Origin of the sequence: Psychrosphaera sp. B3R10, from assembly GCF_018861025.1 — a bacterium.
Classification (GTDB): domain Bacteria; phylum Pseudomonadota; class Gammaproteobacteria; order Enterobacterales; family Alteromonadaceae; genus Psychrosphaera; species Psychrosphaera algicola.
In genome coordinates this window covers 84,999-110,778 of the sequence record NZ_JAHKQH010000005.1, presented here as the reverse complement: position 1 = coordinate 110,778, position 25,780 = coordinate 84,999, and the positions used below count along the sequence as shown (strand labels likewise).

Genomic DNA, 25,780 nt, shown 5'->3' with positions numbered 1-25,780 from the left:
AGATTCTATCAGGAACAGAGCAACTCCTCCATAGAAAGAAACGACCTAAAAAACGATTTCTTTATTCTAAATCAATCATTATTAAGTTCTTGCGCACTAAAGTCTGCTTTGCTATAAATAGTTCGCGCTCACGAATTATAAAAAAAGAAGCTCTATAAACAGCTCACGCGCTAGAAAAATTTGACCACTCTTTACGAGTGGTTTTTTCTTTTCTAGGACCCCATAATTGTACTTTCAATTACCTACGAGCTAAAGCCATCATCTTTTTCGTGGTATGAATCAATTTACCAGCAATCGTTTGCTGTTGCGGTACTTGCGGCAGATCCTTAATTGAAAACCAATCCGCAGTAACAATTTCGTCTTCACAAATATTTATCTCACCGCTGTCGTATTCAGCCAAAAAGCCAACCATTAATGAATGCGGAAACGGCCAAGGTTGGCTCAATTGGTACTTAAGATTTTTAACTTTAATACCTACTTCTTCAAATACTTCACGATGTACTGTTTGCTCTAACGTTTCACCACTCTCAACAAAACCGGCTAAAACACTATAAAGCCCAGTAGTAGAACGTGTCCCCTGGGCCAATAGGATCTTATCTTTGTTCCGTATTGCCACTATCACCACCGGCGAGATACGGGGATAACATCTATGTTTACATGGCTCACACAAGGTCGCCAGTTCCCAATCGACAAGGGTCATTTGCTCCCCACACTCGCCACAATATTTATGTGTACGCAGAAACAAAGCAACTTGATAAGCCCTTGCGGCAAATTCAAACATCTCATTGTGATTAAACAACACACTGCGAATACCAACAAATAGCTCATGATCCATTTCGTCGATTAAATCGGCGCTTTTAACATCTATCATGTACACAGGTAAATCTTGATGTTCACCAATTTGATGAACCGATTCTGGCGCTTTAACAGGCAAACCAAGTTCGTCAAAACAGCCACTTGGAAGTTGGTTAACCGGAGACGTTAAATACACCCGATGCTGATGCACTAAGCACCACCAGCCGTTTAACTCATTATTGAATAAGATGTTGTGTTTAATCATATTTTTCCACCTGTACTTTTCGGCAAGTTTACCTTGGATCTAGTCATAATTAACAATGTTAAATTACATTTAATGTCTTATACTTACGGATTCTGGAATCAAAATAGATTGATCTTTTTGTTAAATTCCAGTGTTATGGATTAATAATGAATTTAAAAGGGCATATTCATGTTATCTCGTTTGGAACAAACTCAACAAAAGTACGGTGGTGCAAATCACATCATCGATAATTGGTTAACAGAACGCCAAGAATTGTTGGTTAAGTATTGTAAATTGGCAGCACTACCACCTTATGACACAGAAGCAAAACAGTTACCTGATGTCGCAAACGTGAATGACTTTTGTCAGGTTTTAATTGATTATCTTTCTGCCGGCCATTTTGAAATTTTTAATGATATTGTTAAGCAATGTCGTGAACACGGACCAGAAAGCGCCAAATTGGCAGAAAATATCTATCCAAAAATAACAGAAACAACAAACAAGCTTGTTGAATTTAACGATAAGTATATGGCGATGAATGTTTCTGCAGACCTCGGTGATTTTGACAGTGACCTGTCTGAAATAGGCCAAATACTAGAATCACAATTAGAACTTGAAGATGAGCTAATCCAAACGCTATATAGCAAACATAGTTAAACACGCCCGTTTTGGATGAGTTTGCAATCTACATTTTGATTCGCGACAAAATAAAAAGGCGCTATTTTTACATAGCGCCTTTTTTAGTGCCTGTTAACTTACGTTAACTAGCCTTCTTTTTTGATATCAAATAATTCAACTTCAAAAATCAATGTCGAATTTGGTGGGATCTGACCTGCATTACGAGAGCCGTAAGCTAACTCTGAAGGAATAAAGAATTTATATTTAGATCCAATACTCATGTATTGTAGACCTTCAGTCCAACCAGGAATAACACGGTTAAGTGGGAAGCTAATCTTTTCACCACGATCGACAGAAGAATCAAATACCGTTCCATCTAATAATGTACCGTGATAATGAACTTCAACAGTGTCCGTTGCCGCAGGTTTAGCACCTTCAGCCGCTACAAGCACTTCGTACTGTAGGCCACTGTCTGTAACAACAACGCCTTCACGTTTCGCATTTTCAGCTAAAAACGTTAAACCAGCCTCGCGCGCTTCTTTTGTTTTAAGCTCAGACACTTGTTGCTGTAACGCTTGCATCACAGTTTGAATTTCTTCATCACTCAGTTGCGATTTAGCGACTAACGCGTCTTGAATACCGGCAATGATCAATTCTTGTTTTAAAGAAATCCCAATTTCAGCATTGCTATCAAGGTTTTTCTTAAGGTATGTCCCCATAGATGCACCAAGTGCATAACTTTGTTTGTCAGCATCAGAATCTAATTTAGCAGGGGTATTAGCTTGCTCTGCACTTCCGCAGGCACTCATTAGGCCAATTGATGCGGCTATCAAGGAAAGCTTTAACGCTTTTTTCATTTGTTTCTCCAAATTGTTTAGACGAACATTCCATTGTCTAAAGTAAATATATAATGACTCACTTGTGCGGCCATATCTCAGAATATCAATACGTAAATAAGTATCTCTATGACATACTTAATAAAATAAATTTTGATGTACTCAATATTTGGCTAAAAATGCCAATTCCATTAATATCATTTTCAGTTCAAAGTGACCTATACTAGCGATTAACTTTCGAAAGAAAAACCTTATTTTTGTTAAGAGGCAAAAGATTGCTCAATAAACTCCCGACTTTAGCCATTTTGTTTATATCTTCGCTCCTTTTGGGTGCTTGCACACCTGAAAGTTCCCGACCGATGAAACAAAATCAACACGCCCAGGACGGGTCCTTTGCTGCTAGCGTATCCCGTAGCGGTAATTTTGCTGTTGTTTCATCGTTATATCACGGCGTTGCGCTTTGGGATTTAAACAAAAATGGTCTTAAATACATTTGGCAACAAACCCCAGTTGGCAGTCAGGTAACTTTTAAAGACGGTGAAACGACCAATTCAATGGCCAGCAGCAACTTCGTTTTCGCCACATCAATAGCGGACGACGACTCCCACGTGGTACTTGCAGACAAAGAGACGTTTTCACTTTGGGATGTAAATTCCGGCAAAAACATTGGTTATTGGCAAGCCAGAAAATCTAAAGTAAAACTAACTCAAAGCGAAGACGAATCTTATTGGCACAGTCGCCATAAATCATCTAGCGCTGGATTAATTGATCAGGTGATTATTGATCAAAACAAATGTTTGAACCCAGACGAGAGTAAAGGCGAGAAATGCGTGATCCTTGGACGTATCCGCGCAATTGATGTCTCTAATATGGGACGCCACATCGTTATAGGTAAAAGCAATGGCATAGTTGTTCATATGTCTGTAGATACCGGCCGTCGCTTAGAATTCCTTGCTCACCATACGCCTATCACCGACAACGAAGGCAATGCAATTCATGTTAACAATGCCATCAACAGTTTAGCAATTTCACCCAATGGCCGTTATGTATTGACCGGTTCGAGTGACCAAACCGCCTATTTATGGGATACCAAAACAGGACAAGTCGTGTTTAAATTTAGACACGGCGCACGTGTGGTACAGGTTGCCCTCGACGCCAAAGCTCGCTTTGCGTTTACGTCTGACAGCAAAGGACGTTCAACAATTTGGGACTTAAAAACAGGCAACGCCATCACTCAGTTACATTATCTTAATCGGCAGGAAATATTCACTACCGCAAGGTTTTCACAATCCGGAGAATACTTAGTTACCGGCGCGCCGAATAGAGAACTCAGCCTTTGGAGTGTGCAAACTGGTGAATTATTACAACGTTGGTATGTCTCGCCTAAAAAAGATTCTCGTCCGGCAAATGCAGTAGTGTATAGTGCCGCCTTTATAAACCAAGACCAGCAAATTGTTTCTGAAAGTTCCGCTGGGTTAAGCGAAGTATGGGAAATCAAACCGTGAATAACGCCGATATAGCATTATTAATAAAACGAATAGACGACTTAGAAAACAAAGTGGCGTTTCAAGACGACACATTGGATCAACTCAATAGCGAAATCACTAGCCTTAATTTAGACAATCGCTTAATGAAACGACAGTTGCAAATGCTTGCGGAAAAATTTAAAGAAACCAAAACCTCTGTTGTCGGCAGCGAAGCGGATGAAACACCACCGCCACATTATTAAGGCCAACACGGTTTATACCGCTGATACGGCTCGTTTATTTGGTACTAGAGCCTAAGTAACAAGGCTCTAACGCCATTAAATCACAAATCAATCTTCTCCTGGGGTAAACACCCCAATGACTTGTTCAAACTGCCTAGTGGCACCTTGTACAGCCCCCTCTGGCTGCGTCATCGTGTGTCCACAACTTTGGCATTCAACCTTCTCAACACTGTTTTCTTTAAACAACATCATAGTATCCATTTTTTTACATTCAGGACACGTTGCACCGGCGATAAAACGTTTTTTCTGCTTAGCCATCAAATTTCTCTCTGGATATAACCAATTGCGGCACATTTAAACAAAATTTGGTTCCTTTGGATATAGCTTAACGGTAGTATTCACAGCCTATTGGTTAGGAGTCCTATTTTACTATGTTGAACATTTCACAACTTTACCTGCAACTCGGAAACAAAGTTCTTTTCGATAAAGCCGACGCGATTATTTATCCCGGGCACAAAATAGGTATCGTTGGTGCGAATGGCTCGGGCAAATCCACATTATTTAACCTCATCAGAGGTGAACTTGGTGGCGACGACGGCGAAGTTAGTATGCCAAATAGCTGGACGCTGGCCTGGGTAAAACAAGAAACGCCTGCCCTAGCCAAGTCTGCTTTAGAATACGTTATTGACGGCGATGTTAAATATCGAGAGTTACAACAACAACTTGAACAAGCCGAGCAAGAAGACGACGGCGCTAAAATTGCCCACATTCACCACGAAATGGATTTAATTCACGCTTATACAATTCGTTCACGAGCCGGTGAATTATTAAATGGTCTTGGATTTGATACCGAAGCGCAGCAACAGTCTGTAATGAGTTTCTCCGGTGGTTGGCGCATGCGACTTAACTTAGCGCAAGCTCTAATGATCAACAGTGACCTACTATTACTCGACGAACCAACTAACCATTTAGACTTAGATGCGGTTATTTGGTTAGAGAAATGGCTCACTCGTTACCAAGGTACAATGTTACTTATTTCCCATGACAGAGACTTTATTGACAATATCTGTCAGGGCATTTTACATGTGGAAGCCCAAAAGCTTAACTTCTACTCAGGTAACTATTCTAATTTCGAACGCCAACGCATGGAAAAGCTCGCCCAACAGCAAGCGGTTTTTCAAAAGCAACAAACCGAAATTCAACACATTCAGTCTTTTATCGACCGCTTTAAAGCTAAAGCGTCAAAAGCCAAACAAGCCCAAAGCCGGGTTAAAATGCTAGAACGCATGGAATTAATTGCCCCTGCTCATGTCGATTCTCAATTTAACTTTGAGTTTAAACAGCCAACCAATTTGCCTAATCCAATTATAAAAATGGATAAAGTCAGTGCTGGTTACGAAACTAAAACCATACTAACCGATATTAAACTTAACTTAGTGCCAGGCAGCCGAATTGGATTATTGGGTCGTAATGGCGCGGGTAAGTCGACCTTGATCAAAACCCTATCTCGAAGCTTAGCGCCGTTAGGCGGCGAGTTTGAGCACAGTAAACATTTAAAAATTGGCTATTTTGCACAGCATCAACTAGACACCTTGCAGTTAGGTAATTCACCGATTCAGCACCTTATTCAGTTGCAAGATGGATTAACCGAACAAGAAGCCAGAAACTATTTAGGTGGATTTGGCTTTAACGGCGACCAAGCTCTTGACCCAATTGACCAGTTTTCCGGGGGTGAAAAAGCCCGCCTCGTATTGGCCTTAATGGTTTTCCAGCGCCCTAACCTATTACTCATGGATGAACCAACTAACCACCTCGACATTGAAATGCGTCACGCCTTAACAATGGCACTACAGGAATTTGAAGGCGCAATGATCCTAATTGCCCATGACAGACACTTGCTTAAAGCGACCTGTGACGATTTATATTTAGTCGACAACGGCACAGTATCACCCTTCCCTGGTGATCTTGAAGATTACCATAAGTGGTTGCTCGACCAGCAAAAGCTGGAAAGTATCGAAAACCAACTTTCAGACGAAGAACCAAAAGAAAACACGGCCGCGGCTAAAAAAGAAATCAAGCGTCTTGAAGCAGAGATGCGCAAAGAAATATCGCCAATCAAAAAAATTGCCGACAAACTTGCCGTTAAACAAAGCAAGTTAGAACAGCAACTAGTAGAAATCGAACAAGCAATGTCTGACAGTGACTTATATTCCGATAAGCGTAAAGGCGAGCTAAACCAATTATTGCTCAAGCAAGGCGAATTGAAATCTGAACTCGACGACGTTGAAATGCAATGGTTCGAATGTGAAGAGCAAATGGAAGATATCAAAGCTAAATTTGATATTGAAAATGTATGATAGCCCAAGACCAATTTTGGCAGTTTAGCCTAGCACATTATCAACAACCTAATGTCCAAGCTACAATGTTGAGTTGGCAAGACAACTACGGGGCCAACGTTAACTTGGCCTTGTTGTGCATTTACTTAACTGAAAACTCGCTGTCCTTGTCAAGAGACAACATCGCGGCATTACACAACAAGGTCATTGAGTTTGACCGGTCATATACCCGCCCCCTGCGCGAACTGCGGAAAATGTATAAAGCCAATCAATCAGCACTTAGTCATTACAAAACCATTCGCCAGGCACTATTGAGTGCCGAGTTAGAACTCGAAAAACAACAACAAGCCATTTTAATTGACACCTGCAACACACTAAAATTACAAACAAAGACTGACGACAACTGGCTTAACTACCAAAACTATTTAAAGCAACTCTAAGCACAACGACATGACTTTTGCACAAACATGCAACTTCGATTGGTGAAATTTCGATTTTATTAACGGCCACTTTAATCGTTCCAACCGCCTTTTTATGATCCAAATCAAGTTTCAACTGCATTCAGAGCACACTGCAATAGCAAACTTGATCTAGATCATAATGCCAATTTAAAAGAGATCTAAACTCACTCCATCAACAAAAGTTAGGAGATAAATCATGTTTAGAGATTTTTTTAGTGATCCAGTATTATATTTGAGCTTCAGCATTTTAGGTCTGACTGTATTTTTAATGGGCTTTTACGCTTGGTACTTTATTTCTAAAGTCGTCCATTCAAAACCAGACGAGAAAAACGGGCATGAAGCCTAATATGAACTTATTAATGACATCCAACTGAGTGCCAACCTAGCGTTGGCACTCCTATTTTGGACGTTTATATTTCACCCATCTTTATGTTCTACGGCCGTCAATCTCTGCAATTGCATCAACTTAAACCGCGATAAAAAACAGTCTAACCTCAAATACGTGCGTACTGACGTATTTCGATGACAGAAACAAAGAACAAGGTTGCATTTCACACTTGATACAATATATCATCGCATGGTATCAATTTTATGAATGTAATAAATGACCCGTCTCTCTATTAAGCTAACATTAAGTTTTGTGCTAATGGTCGCGTTGCAGATTTTCAGTTTGCAGCAACACATGGAGCACCAAAGCGCCGAAACAAATGTTGTCGAGTGTACGTATTGTCACAACTCCGGCCAGCTAGAAGACTTTACATTTCAAAACATCACAACGGCCCCACCGGTTGAATTTTTCGCGGTTAAGTCAACAACCAAAGTTCCGACCGTATTCGCCAAACTCGTTTACCGTGCGACCGCTATTCGTGCACCTCCAGTTAATTATCCTATCGATTTACAACAGTCTTAAATTTTTAAACGTTTTTATTGGATAATATTATGAACAAGTTTTTTGTTGCGTCTATCGCAGCCATTTTAATCGCCCCTGCCTATTCGGCACACGACATTTCAGGCAAAATCGTTGATCAATCGGGTAACCCAATTGCCAATGTAAAAATCGAATTTCATGGCAGTAACTTAACCATTTATAGCGATAAACAAGGCCAGTTTTCTGTTTCTGAATCCATTGACCATGTCGATGAAATCCATATTAGTGCCAGAGGTTACAACCACCTTTCGTTTAAACTAGAAGATCAAACAGACAAGACGTTATCATCGATATTCCTTGACCAAACTATCGTACTAACACCTGCCATTATTGAACACTTCGATGTTTATGCAACGCCATTGCATGGCTCTACCTTAGAGTCGGCAACACCAATAACAGTATTGAGCGACAGTGATTTAAAAAACAAACACAGCGCAACATTAGGCGAAACCCTTAAAGCGGAAGTGGGGGTTCATTCGACTTATTACGGTCCGGTCAGCAGCAGTCCAATCATTCGAGGTTTAGATGGACCACGGGTGATGATATCTCAAAATGGGTTAGATGTTGGCGACGCGTCTCGTGTTGGTCCCGACCATGTCGTTTCAACTGAAACATCAACGGTAAAACAAATAGAAATTCTGCGTGGCCCAGCCACCTTATTCTATGGTAGCGGTGCAATTGGCGGCGTTATTAATATTGTCGATAATCGCATTCCAACCGAAGCAGAAGATTCACTCAATTTCCAAACCAGTGTTAATTCTGCTTCCAATGAGACCGAATTTGCCTTTGACGCCAATACAACATACGAACAGTTTGCTTTTCACCTTGACGCCTTCTGGCGTGATAGTGACGACTTAAAAGTACCCGCCAATCCTACCGTCGAAGATGAGCACGACGAGCACGACGAAGACGATCATGATGACCATGACGAAGAAGATCATGACGAACACGATGATTTTGACGGCACATTAGAGAATAGCGCAAGTGAGTCATCGGGTTATACCTTTGGTACTAGTTACCTTTTAGATAATGGTTTTGTTGGCGTTTCTTATGGTGAACTCACAAAAACGTACGGCATTCCAGGCCACGCTGAACATTCTGAAGAAGAATCAGAGGAAGAACATGACGAACATGAAGCCGGTGTAGTAGGTGACATGGAGCAAAAACGTTTCCAAATGATCAGTGAGTTATCTTTTGATAACCAACTTATCTCAGCGATAAATACAAAGTTTGCGCTTACTAACTACCAACACGCAGAAATAGAAGACGGTCAAGTTGGCACCACTTTCAACAGTGACACAACTCAGCTTAAATCAGACTTTTTACTGGCCGAGATTGCTGGCTGGCACGGAGCAATAAGTCTCGAATACAAACAAAACGATTTTGAAGCAATTGGCGACGAAGCATTCACCCCGCCTTCAACCACCCAGTCAATTGGATTAGGCATGTTAGCCGAAAAACATTTTGACAATATTCTTGTCCAACTTGGCGCTCGAATCGAGTCAACGACCTTAACTGTCGATGAATTGTCAGAGATTGAGCATGATGAAGAAGAAGATGAGCATGATCATGATCATGAAGCACATGGTCATGAAGCACTAGACCTTTCAATGACACCTGTAAGCTTATCCGCTGGCATCGTGTGGGATTTCGCAAAAGGTTATAACCTTGGATTATCCTATAGCCGTTCAGAACGTGCACCGTCAGCAGGTGAATTAGTCGCGTTTGGTCCACATATCGGCACCAAAACCTTTGAGATAGGTGCGTTATACGACATTGAGCAAGAGGGCGACGAGTATCACGTAGAGTTGCTTAACCATGGCGATATACAAAGTGACGATGTCAAACTCGAAACCGCCAACAATCTTGAATTGAGTCTACGAAAATTCAGCGGTGATTTTGGTTTTGTATTTAATGCCTTTTACAACCAAATCGACAATTACTATTACCAGCAAAACCAAAACTGGGAATACGAATTCGAACACAGCCACGGCGAAGAAGAAGTGGATGAAGACGATCATGAAGAACATGAAGGATCAGGTTTACCTGTTTACTTATATTCTCCAGAAGATGTGAAATTCATGGGCATAGAAGGCCAGTTTACTTGGCGTTTAAATCCAGACTTTAAACTAACAACCCAGTTTGATTCAATAATTGGTGAACTATCCAATGGTGACGCACTTCCTCGTATTCCACCATCACGTGTTGGGTTTAGACTTAACTATGAGCTTGATGCCACTAGCATCGAAATGAGCTATATGGAAACAATGAAGCAAAGTGAAGTAACAGACAGCGAAACGCCAACCGATGGCTATTCAATGTTGGACTTTGTTGTGAGCCATCACGTTAGCTTTAACCAACTCGACTTAACGGCCTTTGTGAAAGGCAACAACTTGCTGAACTCTGAAGCCCGAGTACATACATCGTTTCTTAAAAACGAAACCTTGTTACCAAGCAGAGGATTTACAGTGGGAGTTAGAGGTCAGTTTTAATCTCTAACTCACTCGACTCTGCGCAGTTTCACTTTTAGTGAACAGCACGTAATTTAATTACACCCTAAAAATAACAAGTTGGTGACCATAAACGTCACCAACTTCTTATTTTCTACTTTCTGCTTTCTGCTTTCATGACGATAAATTCCTACCTAAATATTTATTTTTATCTTTTTTAAACCCTTTTGTGATTTACTGCGACAAAGTCAGTAATCAAATAAAATATAGGGTTCGCATAATGAACATACACAAGATTACGTCACAACTCATGGCATTCACGCTACTAACGCTTTTAGTTGCTTTCTCCGCAATGGCTGCTGACTATGAACAAGAGTTCAACGTTGCCGCTGGCGGTAAACTTAATGTCAAAATAGAGTCTGGTTCGATCAAAATTCAGACCCACAACGCAGTTACAGCGTTGGTCGAAGCTAGGATAACAGGAAGAGATAGCGACGATTTCAGCATCAATTCTGACCTCAAGGGCAATAGCCTAAAAGTCAGAGGTGAATTAGAAGGACGCTCATGGAATCGCGATCTGAAAGTCGAGCTGACCATTACAATTCCAAAAGAGTTTGATATCGAAGTCGACACCTCAGGTGGCTCAATTGAAATTTCCGATCTTAACGGTAACGTCATCGCACATACTTCGGGTGGCTCTATTAATGTTGGAACCATTAAAGGAGATGTAAGACTCGACACCGCAGGCGGTTCAATTAGAACGGAAGACGTATACGGTTCACTAAATGCCCATACGTCTGGCGGCAGCATTAGAGTGACTTTTGCTGAGCAATTAAAAGACGATGCCAAACTCGATACATCGGGCGGCTCAATTACTGCGTATTTAATTGAAGATGTAAAAGTTGACCTTGACGCTTCAACAAGTGGCGGGCGAGTAAAAACCGATTTCGCGGTAACAGGAAGTGTTAAAAAACGTTCTATCCGCGGTGAAATCAATGGTGGTGGGCCAACACTGAAATTACGTACCAGCGGCGGCAGTGTAAAAGTATTATCGTTGTAGTGTATTGGTATTGGCTAAAAAACAATGCAGAGCTGTACCTCTGCATTGTTTCTTCCATCTTAACTGTTGTTCGGTGTAATTGCTGTCGTTGAAGATGCCAAAATGACAATAGGCTAAAAAGCGTAGCGATAGGTTAATTCGACACGAGTATCTCTTCGGTCTTGTTGCCCTGTAGACGTGGTATTACTAATACGTTTGAATGCAATTGTACCAAGTGCTTTTCGTGTCAATTTACGTTTAAAACTAACATCAACTTTATAACCTTCACGACTCACGCCAGTGCCCTGCTCTGTTGAATCTGAGTCAGACAACGAGATGGCAAAACTGTTTCGTCTCGACATGGTGTGGTCGTAATTAAATGTCCGTGAAGACGTTTCACGCACCGCATTTGTTTCTAAGTACTCGGTTTCACCACGGTTATATGTAAAGCTGATATTTGCCTTTTTCATTCGATAATTGACAGAAGCCGTACCGGTTTTACTTAATGTCACTAACTCATCAAGTGAAAATTCAGGTTGGAAAAACTCAGCAACAAATTCCCCATCATCAATGGCGTCCGGTAACTCTGCGAGCGGCTGACAATCATCTTGTGTTGCGGCATCTTCGGGACATAAAAAATCCCCTAGGGACACTTCAATTCGATTAAATCGGGTTTGGCTACCTAACGTCTCGTCATAGTTGATATTCATGCCCCAGCGTTTCGCCTGATGCTGCAACCTAAATGCATGGGATTCACCATAAAACCGTTGGCTCTTTTCATAGCTTAAACTTGTCCGCGCACTTGGATAAAACTCAAGTTTATAGCCCGTATATTCATCATCCTGGCCGCGGGTTTCTTTGTTTCTAGTAATCTCTATGTTTGAACGTTGCCCAAAGCGCCAAGCGAGACCAGCCCCGTAACTTTCAGACTCAAGATCTTCATCGTCTAATACTGAGTTTTCAATAAGATTTTTGAATTTTGACCCTGTAAGTACCAGATCAATGGTTCGCCAAATAGGCACCCCAATATTGGCATACATCGAAATACTGTCCTGCTCACCGCGGTTTTCTCTGTCAGTGCGAGACATACTTGCCTGCAACGCGCCGCGAACCTGATTTGCCCTTTGGCCATAGCCAAGCGAAGCACTGGCGGTTTTTGTTGTACCATTAACAATATTAGAGGTGGTCGCTGTCGTATCGGTAATTTGCGATTCGTCAAATATGGTTTTGCTCACCCCTAAAGACAACGAATTCTGCCATACAGATTTGCTAGACGTACTTAGCGTTAATCTTGAGTTTACAGAATCAACATCAACATATTCAGACTGGCCAAAAATAGGATCAGACACAGTACCAAACGAACTATCAATATTGGTGTTTTTTCGAGAGGCATTAACGGTAAGATTGACTCGCCCTTTATACATATTGAGCAAGTTATTAATCGCAAAGTTGGAATACGAGGCATCGTCAAAGCCGTCGTCTATTTGCTTAATTTGAGTATGGTCCGCCGTGACACTTCCCTGCCAATTTGGACTTCGGCCAGCTAGGGTAAACGACGGACTTGCCGTTAGAACATCATGATTAGAAAAATTAAACTGACTGATTTCTGTATCTAAGACATGGATATAATTAATTTCAACAGCGGGTTTGAAATCAATTTCTGCCGCATGGCCAACATTAAAAAAAGTCGCTATTGATACCCCTATTACGCGGTATACATATTGCTTTTTAAAGATATTGGCCATAAACATCAGATCTACTTTTTGTCGGTTTTGGCTAAGTCAGGTTCAGCCTTTTCTGCTATTACCTTGTCTTCAGGTTTTTTCTTGTCGTCTGTTTTTGCTTTATCATCGGACTTAGATTTTTTAGCAGCTTTATCTTTACCTTTATTTTTTCCGTCGTCTTTAGCGTCTTTTTCTTCGTCCTCTTCAGACGCGCCATAATAATAGCCATATCCCTGATCTTCCGAGCTACTGGTTACTTTATTAATGACAAAACCAACGGCCATTTCCGCAGGTAATAAATCAACCGCTTTTTTGACATCCGCCAGTTTAGACTTGTGCTCTTCAACTACAACCACGCCTTGGCCACATTGCTCTGCCATAATGGCCGTTTCGTTCACACCTAACAAAGGTGGTGCGTCAAATACAACAATACGGTCTGGATAACGTGTGGCAAATTCCTCGATTAACTTCATCATTTTGTCGCTCGACAAAAGCTCGTTTGACAAATGATGCGGTAAACCAGCCGGAATAACTCTTAAACCGTCAATATTGGTGTGATACATAATCGACGCAACGTCTTTTTCTTCACCCAATAGGTACTCAATTAAACCAACATTTTTACCTATGTTTAATTCGCGAGATACACTCGGTTTTAACACGTCTGAGTCAACTAACAACACGGTTTTATCTTGTTCTAAAGCAATGCTTAATGCCAAATTAAGTGACGTAAATGTCTTACCTTCATTTGGTTTTGAACTACTGACCAAAATAAGATTACTGTGTTTGATGGTTTTTGAAATTGGACCAAACGCATTACTAAGTAACTTACGTTTTATGCTTCGGTACTCTTCATTAATAAGTGAACGCTTATTTCGCAGCGTAACAAAACCACGTTTTTCTAACGCTTCTAAGTCAATGACCAAAGGTGGTCTAGACGATTTAGACTTTTTATCAGCAGAAATATGCGTATTGTCACTGGCGCGGTGTGCATTAGTCGGCTTAATAACTGGCTGCGATGCACTGACTTTTTCACCTTCAACAATGCCTGCCGCGACTAATTCAGCTTCAGATATACCCGCGCCGAGTTGCTTATTAACCTTTGGCGTTACAGGTTGAGACGGTTTGGCACTCGCTGCTGGAGTCTGTATAGCGTCGGCTGTTTGCTCAGTCGGTGCAGAGACTTTCTTATTATCCACTGCGGCTTCTATTGAAGTTTGATTCTTATCTATTTTGGCGGCACTTTTTTGGCGTTGCATCGCCTTTTCTATACTACTCATAGAAATCTCTCCAATAGCTTCAACGGGGTTGTCTCCATTACAATTTCCGTTGCCATAAATAGTAAATACATTCCAAACACAACAACACTTGAGGCAATAAATACGTACAAACGTTTTTTATCTCGTTTCTTAACATCTTCTAGATGAATATCAGTCACCATACCAAATACAGGTCGGTTTGTGAGTTCAGTTAAGGCGTTTGCACTGACCACGACCGGGTTCAATTGGCTAACTAAAAACGCAACTGCAATACCTGCTACAAAGCCCAAAATGGTGACCACAGTATAAAGTATTAAACGTTTTGGCCCAGTAGGTTGCAGAGGCACCATCGGTGGCTCAATTATTCTAAATTTAACTTCTTCTGCAGACATATCAGCTTTACGCGACAAGTCTGCCGATTCTTTACGGCTCAATAGCTCTTCGTATTTGCCTTTTGTAATACCGTAGTCACGGTTTAATGCCGACTGCTTAGCTTCGATGTCTGGAATAAGATCGAGTTTTTGGTCTAGCTCATCCAACTTCTCTTTAAAGCTTTGACGGCGAACGGTTAACGATGCAATGTTACTGTCGAGATTATTCATCGCGATTGATAAATCCTGCACAATCGCATTTTCACTCAACGTGCCCGACGCAACTTGCCCATCTGCAACACTGGTCATTAACTCTTCGATTTCTGTTTTTCTTAAGTTAACTAAATGATCAAGCTTTTCACGAGTTTGCACAACATCTGGGTGTTTATCCGTAAAACGAATTTGCAGGTCATCTAAGTTCGCTTGCAGTTGTTTAATACGAGCATCGTATTGAGTGGCAATGTTTGAATGTTCTGACTTGTTGTCAATATTTGTGCTGCTAGAAAATTTGTCTTTCAAGCTTTGCAGTTGTGTTGATTTTTCAGAAATTTCTAAATCAATTGCCTCTATACGGCTTTTTAGATTTGAAACTTCTTGATAGTAGCCACTACCACTGCCCGCCATCATATCGCCATATTGCTTTTTAAACGTTGCTAGTCGTTGCTCTGCAGCGGAAAGACGTTGCGAATATTCTTCAAGTTGTTCATCTAAAAATTTAGACGCGGTGTCCGAGTCTTGACGATTTTGCCCTAGCGAACTTTCAACAAACTTATCCAGCGTGGCTGATACCACACGTTTCGCCAACTGAGGATCCTGCCCAGTATAAGAAATGGTATAAATATTTTCTCTACCGCCAGAATTAAAATTAATGTCTTCACGCAGTTTTTCAACAATCTCGTTGAACTCTTGAGGTGAACTCGCCTTAATATCCATGTCGGTATTACGGGCGATTTCTTCCAAATTAGGACGGCTTAAAAGTGTTTTAGCGATGAGTTGAATTTCAGTACTGGCATCGGTCTGAATTGCCAAGCCACGTAATAAGGGGCGCAACATTGAACGCGTGTCAGCAAAGACTTTTGCTTTCGATTCGTAAACGTCCGGCATTTGCGCAACTAAAAAAAGGCCGAGTGGAACGATTAACCATGAAGACATGATTATAAAGCGCTTCTTTATCCAAATCCCTTTGATGTAATCGAGCACCATTTGTATGGTGGCTTGAAGATCTTGCATTTATTTATCCTTTTAAACCCTAATATTCGTCGGCCAAAACGCTACTAAAATTATTTAGAACCAATCTTCTGGAACAATAATAATATCACCTGGCAAGATGTCGACGTTGGCGCTTATATCGCCTTCTTTAATTAAATCATTTAATGAAACTTGATATTCTTTTTGCAGTCCATTTTCAACCCTGATTAACACAGCACTATTGCCGTCTGCGTATTCAGTTAAACCGCCAACCTGAATCATTAAATCTAACAACGTCATATTTTGTCGATAATTTACCGCCTGTGGATTGGCAGCTTCACCGATGACTCGAACCTGTTCGCTAAAAGGACCAATAAATGTGCCCACACTAACCGTTACGATAGGTGACTTAATATATTGACCTAAAACGGTTTCAATTTGTCTTGCTAGCTGCGTTGCTGTTTTGCCACTAACCGGAATGTCTTCGACTAACGACGTCGTTATCTTTCCGTCTGGACGAACAACAAACGAACCCGACACCTCTGGGTTACGCCAAACAAATATATTTACTGAGTCCCCAGGACCTATAAGGTACTGATATTGTTCTACACTTTTAATAGCAGACGGGGTAATTGTTGCAGGGGGTAAATTTGATTTAGACGCACATCCCGCAATAAGGACTATCAACGAAGCCAATAATAACAATTTCACAGCAGTTCCACTCTATTTAATAAAGGTCATTAATGAATTGTAATCAAACTAAAGCAAATGTGAACTGTTATATTTCGATATCAAGTACATAAATTAATCCATTGATGTAAAAATACTACAAAATTGACGTAGCTTTCAAAAATCAATTTGATTATCATGTGTGCAATAATAACTATAAACTCCAACAAAATTAGGATTCGTTTTGAAAAAGGTATTCCACCAAAAAACGATAAATCACAGAAGTAATACCTTAATGGTATTGGACGTATTAATGGCGACAATGTTAGGTATGGTCGCATTTTTTGTTGTATCTAAAAACAGTCTAACCATGCCTGTTTACGATCACGCATGGTGGCTAATGCCCTTATCCACCGCGCTTTTGCTAAACATTACCAATTTGTCCGTAGGTCTATACGACGTAAAATTACGCGACAGTAATATCGGACTTTATCGCCGCTGTTTAGTCAGTGGTGCCATGACTTTCTGTATATTCGAAATTTTAGTGTTTAATGCATTCCAAAAACTCGAAATTGCCCCTATTGCATTTGCTTTATTCTTATTAGCAACCGTCAGCGTTATCTTCATCAGTCGATTTATGGCCAATACATTCGAAATGTTTGGTATCACGAAAAAACGTGTCATTGTCATCGGCAGTGGTGAACGCGCTTCAATTATCGAGAAAAGAATGCGCCGAGAGGCCGACAGACGCGGCTTTAAGCTAGTTGGCTTTATCAAACTCAATACCGACAAAGAAGATCAATTAAGAAATGAAAACATTTTGGAAATTGGTTCTTTGGACAACCTTCAAGCTTATGTCGCTGAAAATCGTATCGATGAAATTGTTATCGCACCTGACGAACGCCGTGGTTCATTACCATTAGAATCGTTATTCGACTGTAAAATGACAGGGGTTGTCGTCAAAGACATCTTAGATTTTATTGAAGAAGAAACAGGCCAAGTTGCGGTTAATCTCATTTACCCTTCGTGGGTAATCTACTCAAATGGTTTCCAGTCACGCCATTATATTCGTGTCGCATTGGACTATACGTTAAATGTGGTTTTGGCGGTTCTTGTGTTCTTGTTTACTTGGCCAATTATCCTCGTTACTTCGTTACTCATTTATATCGAAGATGGGCATAAAAAGGGCGGCACAATATTTTATAAACAAACGCGCGTTGGAATGGACGGCAACTTGTTTGAGATCATCAAGTTTAGAAGCATGCGCCAAGATGCGGAAAAAGATGGAGCTCAATGGGCCACTAAGTCAGACAATCGTGTGACTAAAATTGGCGCTGCGCTTAGAAAATATCGAATTGATGAGTTACCACAGCTATTTAACGTCTTTAAAGGCGAAATGGATTTTGTGGGGCCACGCCCTGAACGTCCTGAATTTGTTAAAGAACTTATCAAAGAAATCCCGTATTACAATCATCGCCATAATGTAAAACCAGGGTTAACTGGCTGGGCGCAATTAAACTACCCATACGGTTCAAGTGTTAATGATTCACTAGAAAAATTAAAGTTTGACTTGTACTACATTAAGCGCAGAAGTATTTTATTAGACCTGTTAATACTGGTCAGAACTATTGAAATCATCTTGTTTGGTAAAGGACGTTAATGACAATCAACGTCAACACAAAACATGCAATGACAGTGGACGTGGAAGATTACTTCCACGTTTCTGCTTTTGAGAAGCAAATTTCACCAAGTGATTGGTCAAGTTGCAAACCGACTGTCGACTACAATACTCGACGTCTTCTCGATTTATTTGCAAAAAAAGACACTAAAGCGACGTTTTTTATCTTAGGTTGGGTTGCGGAAGCATTTCCAGAATTGATAAAAGAAATCCATGCTCAGGGTCATGAAATTGCGAGTCACGGCACAAATCATCGCCGTGCTACAACAATGACTCGCCCAGAGCTTAAAGACGACATTAGTCAAAGCTTAGACAGACTTGAATCATTAACTGGTGAAAAAGTTATAGGCTATCGCGCCCCGAGTTTTTCTATTGGTAAAGACAACCAATGGGCGTTTGAGCTGTTGGTTGAACTTGGATTCAAGTACAGTTCCAGTACTTACCCGATAGAACATGACTTATACGGCACACCAGATTGGCCACGATTTGCCCACATTCGCCCAGAAGGGATTTTAGAGATCCCTATCCCAACACTTCGTAATAATGATAAAAACCAAGGAATTGGCGGCGGCGGCTTTTTTAGACTTTACCCTTATTGGTTATCTAAAAGACGAATTGAACGATTTTTAAAAGAAGAAAACGCACCCTACAGTTTTTATTTCCACCCGTGGGAAATAGATCCTGACCAACCTCGCGTTAAAGGTGCACCATTGCTTTCAAAATTCAGACATTACGTTAATTTGTCTCGAATGGAGAATAAACTAATCCATTTACTCGACGATTATGAATGGTCGTCAATGAAGTCGGTGTACAGTGAGTTTCTATGACAACAATGAACAGGACGTTTGCCAGTAAATTTATCAAACAAGGAGTTGTTTTTGAACTGATCCTCCTAACGATTATGATCGTAGTCGCGTATGCCAATACATCGTTTGCGATATACGAATTGTGGACAACGTCAGAAACCTACAGTCATGGGATCTTAATCATCCCGATGTCAATCTACCTCATTTGGCAACGCTGTAAATATTTGCAACTGCCCGCCACCAAGCCCAATCTCATTGGCCTAGTAGCTATTCTCTTTTTTGGCTTTATGTGGCTTTGCGGTAATCTCGTAAAAATCAATTTAATCAGTCACTTCTCTATTGTTGCTCTGGTTCCTAGCTATGTCTTATTCCGTTTTGGGTTTACAATATTAAACCAATTTAAAGGGCCATTACTGTTCCTCTTTTTTGCTGTCCCCTTTGGTGACTTTCTGATACCTCATTTGCAGCAAATAACCGCTGTCATTTCAGTCTGGTTGGTTAATCTCATTGGTATCCCTGTATACAATGACGGCCTATATATCTCTATTCCTAACGCTAACTTTTTAGTGGCAGAGGCCTGTAGTGGTATACGGTTTTTAATTTCGTCATTTACGTTAGGTATCTTTTTTGCGTTGTTAGCAATTACCGACGTCAAAAAACGATGGTTCTTTATCCTACTTAGCTTTATCTTCCCAATTCTAGCAAATGGGATGCGGGTCTTTATCATCGTTGTTATCGGCTATTATGTAAGCGTGGAAGCCGCAACTGGGTTTGACCATTTAGTGTATGGATGGATATTCTTCAGTTTTGTTTTACTGTCACTTTTTTATATCGGCTCTAGGCTTCAAGACAAAAGCTCTGAACAACCAAGTGAGAAAGAAGACGCGTTAAATTATGTGCCGCCAACCCCTCTGCTCGCAACAGCAATTGCATTAAGCCTACTTGTATTTCCAGTTATGCTTCACGTAATTGAACCAGACCAGCAAGAAAGCGTTACCGTTAATAACAAAACGGACTCACAACAACTCGATATTGCCAAAGTACAAAAGTCGATCCCATGGGCACCTGTATTTGACAGCCCCGACCTCTATGACTACAAACCAGTGCAAGTTGGTGTAAATCCAGCGCATTATTTTGTCATTTCGTATTTTGACGAACTCGGTGAAAAAGAACTAATTACCTTTAATAATCGTATATTTAGTGATGAAATATTTAGCCAGAAGTATGTTAAAACGGCTGAAATCGAAGTGAATAACAGCACTTTACAGGTGAAGCACATCCACATTGTCAGTCTCTCTGGCTTAAAAATTAATATTTTAGTGACTTACCAAGTTGGTGAAAACTTCGAAACCAATGTGGGCAAAGTGAAATTGTTGCAACTTATCGCCAAAATTAAAAACACTGACCATGGTGGCACGGCGCACATCATCTCAGCAGAAGAGTCGATAGTTTCAGTCGAACAATTAAAAACACTATTTTCAGTCCAGTTAAATCAACTTAATAGGTCTTAACATGTATATATCAGTGGTTATTTTGTCGTTCAATTCAGCAAAAACACTTCCAAAATGTTTAGATAGCTTGATTGAAACACTTAATACAAAAAATGAGTTGGCTGAAATTTTCGTCGTAGAGAACGGTTCAAAAGACAATAGTCCGGCAATAATCGACGATTATAAAGCGCAATATCCCGACTTAATTAAGCCAATCATTTTTAAAGAAAATACCGGTACTACCTTTTCCCGCAATTCAGCTATCAAACAGGCAACAGGTAAGTACATTCTCGTTTTAGACTCCGACGCATATATTAATATCAATGTGTTAGAAGAACTAATCACAAACTTACAAGACAACCCTCAGACCGGCATGGCAGTACCTAAGCTGACCTACGCCAGTGGTAACTTTCAATTGTCTTGTGACCAATTCCCAACGCTGTTGCAAAAAGCCAAACGCTTTTTGTTCTTAAAAACCATTGAAAAAAAGAACGAAGAACTTAGTCAATTAACCCACCCTATTGCCGTCGACTACGCAATTTCAGCCTGTTGGTTATTAACTAAAGAATGTACAGACGCAACGGGCCTTTTGGATGAAAACATATTCTATTCTCCAGAAGACGTAGATTACTGCGTCAGAGTATGGAAAGCGGGTTTTCAAATTACCTACGTGCCGATGCAAGAAATGGTGCACGACGCTCAAGAATTGTCCCGTGGCTTTAAACTGACCAAATTCCACTTTTCACATTTAAAAGGCTTGTTCTACCTTTTTAACAAACATAAATATTTCTGGAGTTTGCGTTCTTTATATAAAACAATGCCGAGGCATAAGTAGATATGTGCGGACTTGTTGCAGGGTTTGTAAATAGTAAAACAAACCTATATCCACAATCTCAATTTATTGAGATGACCGAGACGTTGCATCATCGTGGCCCGGATGAAACTGGCTACTATTTTAACGATGATAATACGGTTGCACTCGGGCATAAGCGCCTATCTATAATTGATTTAGCAAATGGTCAACAACCCGCAGCATCCGACTGCGGCAATGTACAAATTGTCTTTAACGGCGAAATTTACAACTACAAAGAATTAAAACAAACCTTAGTCAAATTGGGTCACACCTTTCATTCTGACAGTGATACCGAAGTACTCCTACATTGCTGGCTACAGTGGCAACATGATTGTTTAAAACACCTCAATGGCATGTTCTCGTTTGTCGTTTGGGACCAAGCCGCCAATTTGTTTTTTGCTGCACGGGACCGACTCGGTATTAAACCTTTGTTCTGGACTAAACCAGATGACAATTCCATTTATTTCGCCTCAGAATTAAAATCGTTAATCCTCAACGACAACAACAAAACACTCAATACTTCCGCTATTCATGATTATTTTTCATTGGGGTATGTTCCAGAACCTAAATGCATCTACGACAATTACAACAAGCTTGAAGCTGGGCATTATATTTCAGCCCATCTCGATGACATAACAAATGCCGAACCCGTGCAATATTGGGATTGTTTAGATTCTATCAACAAGCATCTGTCAGAGACTCCAGATTCAGATATCGACAACGGACTCAAAACCCTAACCGACAGCATCAACATGCGTACAGTTGCCGATGTGCCAGTAGGCGCGTTTTTATCCGGCGGACTGGACTCTTCAGTGATTGTTTCAACTATGTCTAAAACGTCTAAAGTCTGTACTTACTCTATGGGGTTTGACACAAAAGAATATGACGAGTCGGCCGATGCACAAACCACTGCAAACCTTTTTAATACAGACCATACTGACATCATTGTCTCTGCGAATGCCTTCGAATATTTAGATGACATTATTGATATGTTTGACGAACCTTTTGCAGATAACTCGACCATCCCAACCTATTTGATCTCCAAGCAGGCGGCAAAACGAGTAAAAGTTGTATTGTCAGGGGATGGTGCCGACGAGCTATTTTTAGGTTACCGAAACTATCGAATGTTAAAATTGGAAACCCAATTAAGACGCATTTTCCCAAAACCAATTCACAATGTTATTTTTGGATCACTCGCAAAGTTTTATCCAACGCTGGCATGGGCGCCACAATTTTTACGAGCGCAATCTACATTTAAAAGTTTAACCGGCGACATCATAGATAATTTCCATGAAGCAATGAGCCTCAACTCAGATTGCCAAACCCAACTCATCTTTAATAGTGAGTTTAATACCAAAAACAATGGTTACTCTAGCAAGCAGATTTTTCAAAACCTTGCGGCAAAAGTCAAAATAAACGACCCAATAAAAAAAGCCCAGTACATCGATTTTAAAACGTATTTACCTTCCAACATCCTCACTAAGGTAGATAGAACCAGCATGGCAAACTCAATAGAAGTACGAGTTCCGTTTTTAGATCACCGACTCGTCCAAAACTGGATTGGCCACGCAAGTAACGAAAATATTAAAGGCAGCAAATCTAAACTATTGCTCCGTAAAATAGCCAAAAACTTGTTACCCCACAAAATTTTGCATAAGAGTAAAAAGAGTTTTACTTCCCCAATGGACGAGTGGTTTAGAATGATGCCACCGGAAAAAGTTAGGGACATTGTAGACATTGACACATTGAGTAAAGCTGGCATGTTTAACACTGACCATATTGAAAACTTAATAACACTGCACCTGAAAGGGAAAAACAACCTTGGCATGTCGTTATGGTCTATTGCAGTCTTTGCGCGATTTTTAAAAAAGGCTAACGCGAAAAACTAATATGAAAATTTTATATCATCATAGAATCGCTTCAAAAGATGGACAATATGTTCACGTTGAAGAACTGACAAATGCCTTTTTAGATCAAGGCCACGAATTAAAGTTTGTTGCACCTCAAGTTAACGAGCAATCAGACTTTGGTCACGACGGCGGATTTGTCAGCAAATTAAAAAACGCATTACCAGCGTTTATTTACGAATTGTTAGAACTGACCTACAGCCTTTGGATTTTTATCAAGTTGGTAAAAGCCATTAAAGAGTTTAAACCCGAATTTATCTATGAGCGTTACAACCTATATCAGCCAGCGGGCATCTTAGCCGCTAAGTTATTTAACGTTCCCTTAATCCTAGAAGTAAACGCGCCGCTTGTGGAAGAACGCAGTCGTTATAGCGGCTTATCGTTAAAACGCTTCGCCAAATGGATAGAAAATTATACCTGGAAAGGTGCGGACCATTGCCTTCCTGTCACAGACGTACTTGCTGATCATTTACGTGATGCAGGGGTAAATGAAAACAAAATTACGGTTATCCATAATGGCGTACGCCAACCGTTTATAGATGAAATGTTGGCAACACCAATTGATTTAGACAAGCAACAAATCATTATTGGTTTTACCGGCTTTATTCACCCGTGGCACGGCATGGACAAAGCCATTGAGGCCATCGCAGAACATAAAGATTTGCCATTAAAGCTAGTATGCATAGGTGACGGCACAATCCTTCCAGAACTAAAGCAACAAGCCGCTGACCTCGGCATTGCCGACAAAGTTGAGTTTAAAGGCCTGATCACACGCGATAAAGTTTTGGACTTCGTAAAACAGTTCGACATATCGCTGCAGCCGGACGTAACCGCCTATGCCTCGCCTTTAAAAATGTTTGAATACATGGCTGTAGGTAGCTTAATAATCGCCCCAAAAACACCAAACATCGAAGAAATACTAAGTGACGATACCGCCGTGTTTTTTGAAAAAGGCAATCAAGCCTCATTCAAATCTAGCTTAAATGACGCCATTGTTAATTACCAAAACTACATTGAAAAACGCGAAGCCGTCAAAAACAGCGTTATTGAAAAACGCTTTGTCTGGCACGAAAATTCAAAACGTGTGATTGAAATAGCAAATTTAATTAAAAGTTCCCAGAGAAAATAGCAAATGCCAATTACTGCACTATTTTTCTTGGCGATATTTGCATTAGGTTGTATTTACACCCTAAAGCGCCCATTTGCTGGGTTATTATTATATTTTTTTGTTTATTATATGCACCCACCAGGAAAATACTGGGGAAGTTTCATACCAGAAATGCGGTGGACGTTAATCGTCGCGTTACTAACACTAATTAGTACATTTATTCACGAAAAAGATTTAAAGGCTTGGTTAAAACCAAAAGAAACAAAGATCCTTTTATTGTTTTTTGGCTATGTTTGCCTGCAATTAATGTGGGTCGACATACCATCTTTACATCAAGTCTATGTCATTCTTCTCTTTAAACTTATTGTGCTGTACTTTTTGATACTAACTTTAGTTAATACTGAACTTAGACTGATAGCTGTAATTGTTGCTAATGTCTTGGGCAGTGCATATATAGGGTTAAATGCGATACAAACGCATCAAAGAGGTAGATTTGAGGCCGCCGGACTGCCGGGAATAGAAGACAGCAACCTTTTGTCCATTCACCTTATCCCCATAATATTAATGTCCTCTATCATCATATTGACTAATTTAAAACGTAAGTACTTCATATTTATCCCCCTTGCACTAACCGCTAATCTATTTTTTATGGCAGGAAGTCGCGGCGGTTTAGTAGGACTATTAATTTCTGGGTTATTTTTCATTTGGTATAGCCCAAAAGAAAAAAAGGCCCAAATAAGAAAGTGGGCCCTCGCTGCACTTGTCTTAGGTTCTATGTTAGTCGGCCCTCTCATTATGGAACGGGTTAATCAAGTGGTAAAAGCTGACGATACTGAATCCGTTGATAAAAGTGCTTATTCAAGGTTTGTAATTATCGAGGGACAATGGGGGATGTTTAAAGACCATTTATTGGCCGGATACGGTCACAGAGGAACGTTAATTTTGAGCCCCATGTATATTGATGAAGAATTTATGACTAAAACTGAAGCAGGTGGTCGCAGAGGTTCCCATAATATTACAATGTCTTTTTTGGTAGATCATGGTGTGATTGGCAGTTTACTTTATTTTCTCTTCATAATAAGCACAATTAAAAATGTTAAATTAGTTCAATCTACATTTGGAATAAACTCTAATCTGTCATTAATATTATTGAGCTTTGTGGCAGGATTAGTTGGTGTTATGGTTGCTAGTCAGTTCTCGAATAGTAAAGTGCTTGAAATCTCAATTTGGCTTGTTGCTTTAGTCGGCGCTTCCGTAAATTTATCAGACAAAATGAATGACAAAAAACAACAAACTTAGTTGTTGAATGAATAAC

General features: G+C 40.3%; 23 protein-coding genes. 16 read left to right on the top strand and 7 right to left on the bottom strand.

Annotated elements, in window-relative coordinates; translation table 11 throughout:
• Window positions 1-238: 238 nt before the first annotated feature.
• Entirely contained in the window at window positions 239-1,060 is an 822-nt protein-coding gene (gene nudC, locus KO525_RS01195) for an NAD(+) diphosphatase (protein ID WP_215961968.1), read from the bottom strand.
• Between the two features lie 168 nt (window positions 1,061-1,228).
• Between nudC and rsd the strand changes: the two genes are divergently transcribed.
• Window positions 1,229-1,696, top strand: a complete 468-nt coding sequence (gene rsd / locus KO525_RS01190) for a sigma D regulator (RefSeq protein ID WP_215961967.1) — start codon at window positions 1,229-1,231, stop codon at window positions 1,694-1,696.
• Between the two features lie 107 nt (window positions 1,697-1,803).
• Here the strand turns inward: rsd and fkpA are convergent, their stop codons facing one another.
• Window positions 1,804-2,514 carry an FKBP-type peptidyl-prolyl cis-trans isomerase gene (gene fkpA / locus KO525_RS01185; protein ID WP_215961966.1) on the bottom strand — a complete coding sequence of 237 codons (711 nt, stop codon included), beginning with the start codon at window positions 2,512-2,514 and terminating at the stop codon, window positions 1,804-1,806.
• Window positions 2,515-2,852: 338 nt separating this feature from the next.
• Here fkpA and KO525_RS01180 point away from each other — a divergent pair, with 338 nt between their 5' ends.
• Window positions 2,853-3,998, top strand: coding sequence for a WD40 repeat domain-containing protein (locus tag KO525_RS01180; RefSeq protein ID WP_215961965.1), 1,146 nt, complete (start codon window positions 2,853-2,855; stop codon window positions 3,996-3,998).
• A complete protein-coding gene (locus KO525_RS01175) occupies window positions 3,980-4,222 on the top strand; it encodes a SlyX family protein (protein ID WP_252736855.1) in 243 nt (80 codons plus the stop codon). The genes KO525_RS01180 and KO525_RS01175 overlap by 19 nt, the downstream gene beginning before the upstream one ends.
• Before the next feature lie 87 nt (window positions 4,223-4,309).
• Here the strand turns inward: KO525_RS01175 and KO525_RS01170 are convergent, their stop codons facing one another.
• Window positions 4,310-4,519, bottom strand: coding sequence for a YheV family putative zinc ribbon protein (locus tag KO525_RS01170; RefSeq protein ID WP_215961964.1), 210 nt, complete (start codon window positions 4,517-4,519; stop codon window positions 4,310-4,312).
• 113 nt (window positions 4,520-4,632) lie between these two features.
• On the opposite strand from KO525_RS01170, the gene KO525_RS01165 reads away from it, so the two are divergent.
• The 6 genes from KO525_RS01165 (at window position 4,633) to KO525_RS01140 (ending at window position 11,436) form a co-directional block, all read left to right on the top strand.
• Window positions 4,633-6,558, top strand: coding sequence for an ABC transporter ATP-binding protein (locus KO525_RS01165; protein WP_215961963.1), 1,926 nt, complete (start codon window positions 4,633-4,635; stop codon window positions 6,556-6,558).
• A complete protein-coding gene (locus KO525_RS01160; RefSeq protein WP_215961962.1) occupies window positions 6,555-6,977 on the top strand; it encodes a TIGR02444 family protein in 423 nt (140 codons plus the stop codon). The genes KO525_RS01165 and KO525_RS01160 overlap by 4 nt, the downstream gene beginning before the upstream one ends.
• Before the next feature lie 217 nt (window positions 6,978-7,194).
• Window positions 7,195-7,344, top strand: a complete 150-nt coding sequence (locus tag KO525_RS01155) for a hypothetical protein (protein WP_215961961.1) — start codon at window positions 7,195-7,197, stop codon at window positions 7,342-7,344.
• A 258-nt stretch (window positions 7,345-7,602) separates the two neighbouring features.
• Window positions 7,603-7,908 carry a hypothetical protein gene (locus tag KO525_RS01150; protein WP_215961960.1) on the top strand — a complete coding sequence of 102 codons (306 nt, stop codon included), beginning with the start codon at window positions 7,603-7,605 and terminating at the stop codon, window positions 7,906-7,908.
• A gap of 29 nt (window positions 7,909-7,937) precedes the next feature.
• Window positions 7,938-10,418 (top strand): TonB-dependent receptor, encoded by a 2,481-nt coding sequence (locus KO525_RS01145; protein WP_215961959.1) that lies wholly within the window; start codon window positions 7,938-7,940, stop codon window positions 10,416-10,418.
• A 238-nt stretch (window positions 10,419-10,656) separates the two neighbouring features.
• Window positions 10,657-11,436, top strand: coding sequence for a DUF4097 family beta strand repeat-containing protein (locus KO525_RS01140; protein WP_215961958.1), 780 nt, complete (start codon window positions 10,657-10,659; stop codon window positions 11,434-11,436).
• A gap of 113 nt (window positions 11,437-11,549) precedes the next feature.
• Here the strand turns inward: KO525_RS01140 and KO525_RS01135 are convergent, their stop codons facing one another.
• Genes KO525_RS01135 through KO525_RS01120 form a run of 4 tightly spaced genes read right to left on the bottom strand, consistent with a single transcriptional unit; the run spans window position 11,550 to window position 16,665 of the window.
• Window positions 11,550-13,160 carry a hypothetical protein gene (locus KO525_RS01135; RefSeq protein ID WP_215961957.1) on the bottom strand — a complete coding sequence of 537 codons (1,611 nt, stop codon included), beginning with the start codon at window positions 13,158-13,160 and terminating at the stop codon, window positions 11,550-11,552.
• Between the two features lie 11 nt (window positions 13,161-13,171).
• Complete coding sequence (locus KO525_RS01130; RefSeq protein WP_215961956.1) at window positions 13,172-14,416, bottom strand: XrtA-associated tyrosine autokinase; 1,245 nt, start codon at window positions 14,414-14,416, stop codon at window positions 13,172-13,174.
• Window positions 14,413-15,996, bottom strand: coding sequence for an XrtA system polysaccharide chain length determinant (locus KO525_RS01125; protein ID WP_215961955.1), 1,584 nt, complete (start codon window positions 15,994-15,996; stop codon window positions 14,413-14,415). Before KO525_RS01125 ends, KO525_RS01130 begins: the two co-directional genes overlap by 4 nt.
• 54 nt (window positions 15,997-16,050) lie before the next feature.
• Entirely contained in the window at window positions 16,051-16,665 is a 615-nt protein-coding gene (locus KO525_RS01120) for an XrtA/PEP-CTERM system exopolysaccharide export protein (protein WP_215961954.1), read from the bottom strand.
• 253 nt (window positions 16,666-16,918) lie between these two features.
• On the opposite strand from KO525_RS01120, the gene KO525_RS01115 reads away from it, so the two are divergent.
• From KO525_RS01115 to KO525_RS01085, 7 genes are read left to right on the top strand one after another with little or no spacing between them, the layout of a single operon-like run.
• Window positions 16,919-18,283: a TIGR03013 family XrtA/PEP-CTERM system glycosyltransferase gene (locus KO525_RS01115; protein ID WP_215961982.1), complete on the top strand. Its 1,365-nt coding sequence runs from the start codon at window positions 16,919-16,921 to the stop codon at window positions 18,281-18,283.
• A 5-nt stretch (window positions 18,284-18,288) separates the two neighbouring features.
• Window positions 18,289-19,128: an XrtA system polysaccharide deacetylase gene (locus tag KO525_RS01110; RefSeq protein WP_371744361.1), complete on the top strand. Its 840-nt coding sequence runs from the start codon at window positions 18,289-18,291 to the stop codon at window positions 19,126-19,128.
• Window positions 19,125-20,618: an exosortase A gene (gene xrtA / locus KO525_RS01105; protein WP_215961952.1), complete on the top strand. Its 1,494-nt coding sequence runs from the start codon at window positions 19,125-19,127 to the stop codon at window positions 20,616-20,618. Before KO525_RS01110 ends, xrtA begins: the two co-directional genes overlap by 4 nt.
• 1 nt (window position 20,619) lies before the next feature.
• Window positions 20,620-21,432 carry a glycosyltransferase family 2 protein gene (locus KO525_RS01100; protein WP_215961951.1) on the top strand — a complete coding sequence of 271 codons (813 nt, stop codon included), beginning with the start codon at window positions 20,620-20,622 and terminating at the stop codon, window positions 21,430-21,432.
• A gap of 2 nt (window positions 21,433-21,434) precedes the next feature.
• On the top strand, window positions 21,435-23,339 hold the full coding sequence (gene asnB / locus KO525_RS01095; RefSeq protein WP_215961950.1) for an asparagine synthase (glutamine-hydrolyzing): 1,905 nt from the start codon (window positions 21,435-21,437) through the stop codon (window positions 23,337-23,339).
• Window position 23,340: 1 nt separating this feature from the next.
• On the top strand, window positions 23,341-24,486 hold the full coding sequence (locus KO525_RS01090; protein ID WP_215961949.1) for a glycosyltransferase family 4 protein: 1,146 nt from the start codon (window positions 23,341-23,343) through the stop codon (window positions 24,484-24,486).
• A 3-nt stretch (window positions 24,487-24,489) separates the two neighbouring features.
• A complete protein-coding gene (locus KO525_RS01085) occupies window positions 24,490-25,764 on the top strand; it encodes an O-antigen ligase family protein (RefSeq protein WP_215961948.1) in 1,275 nt (424 codons plus the stop codon).
• The last annotated feature ends 16 nt before the right edge of the window (window positions 25,765-25,780 follow it).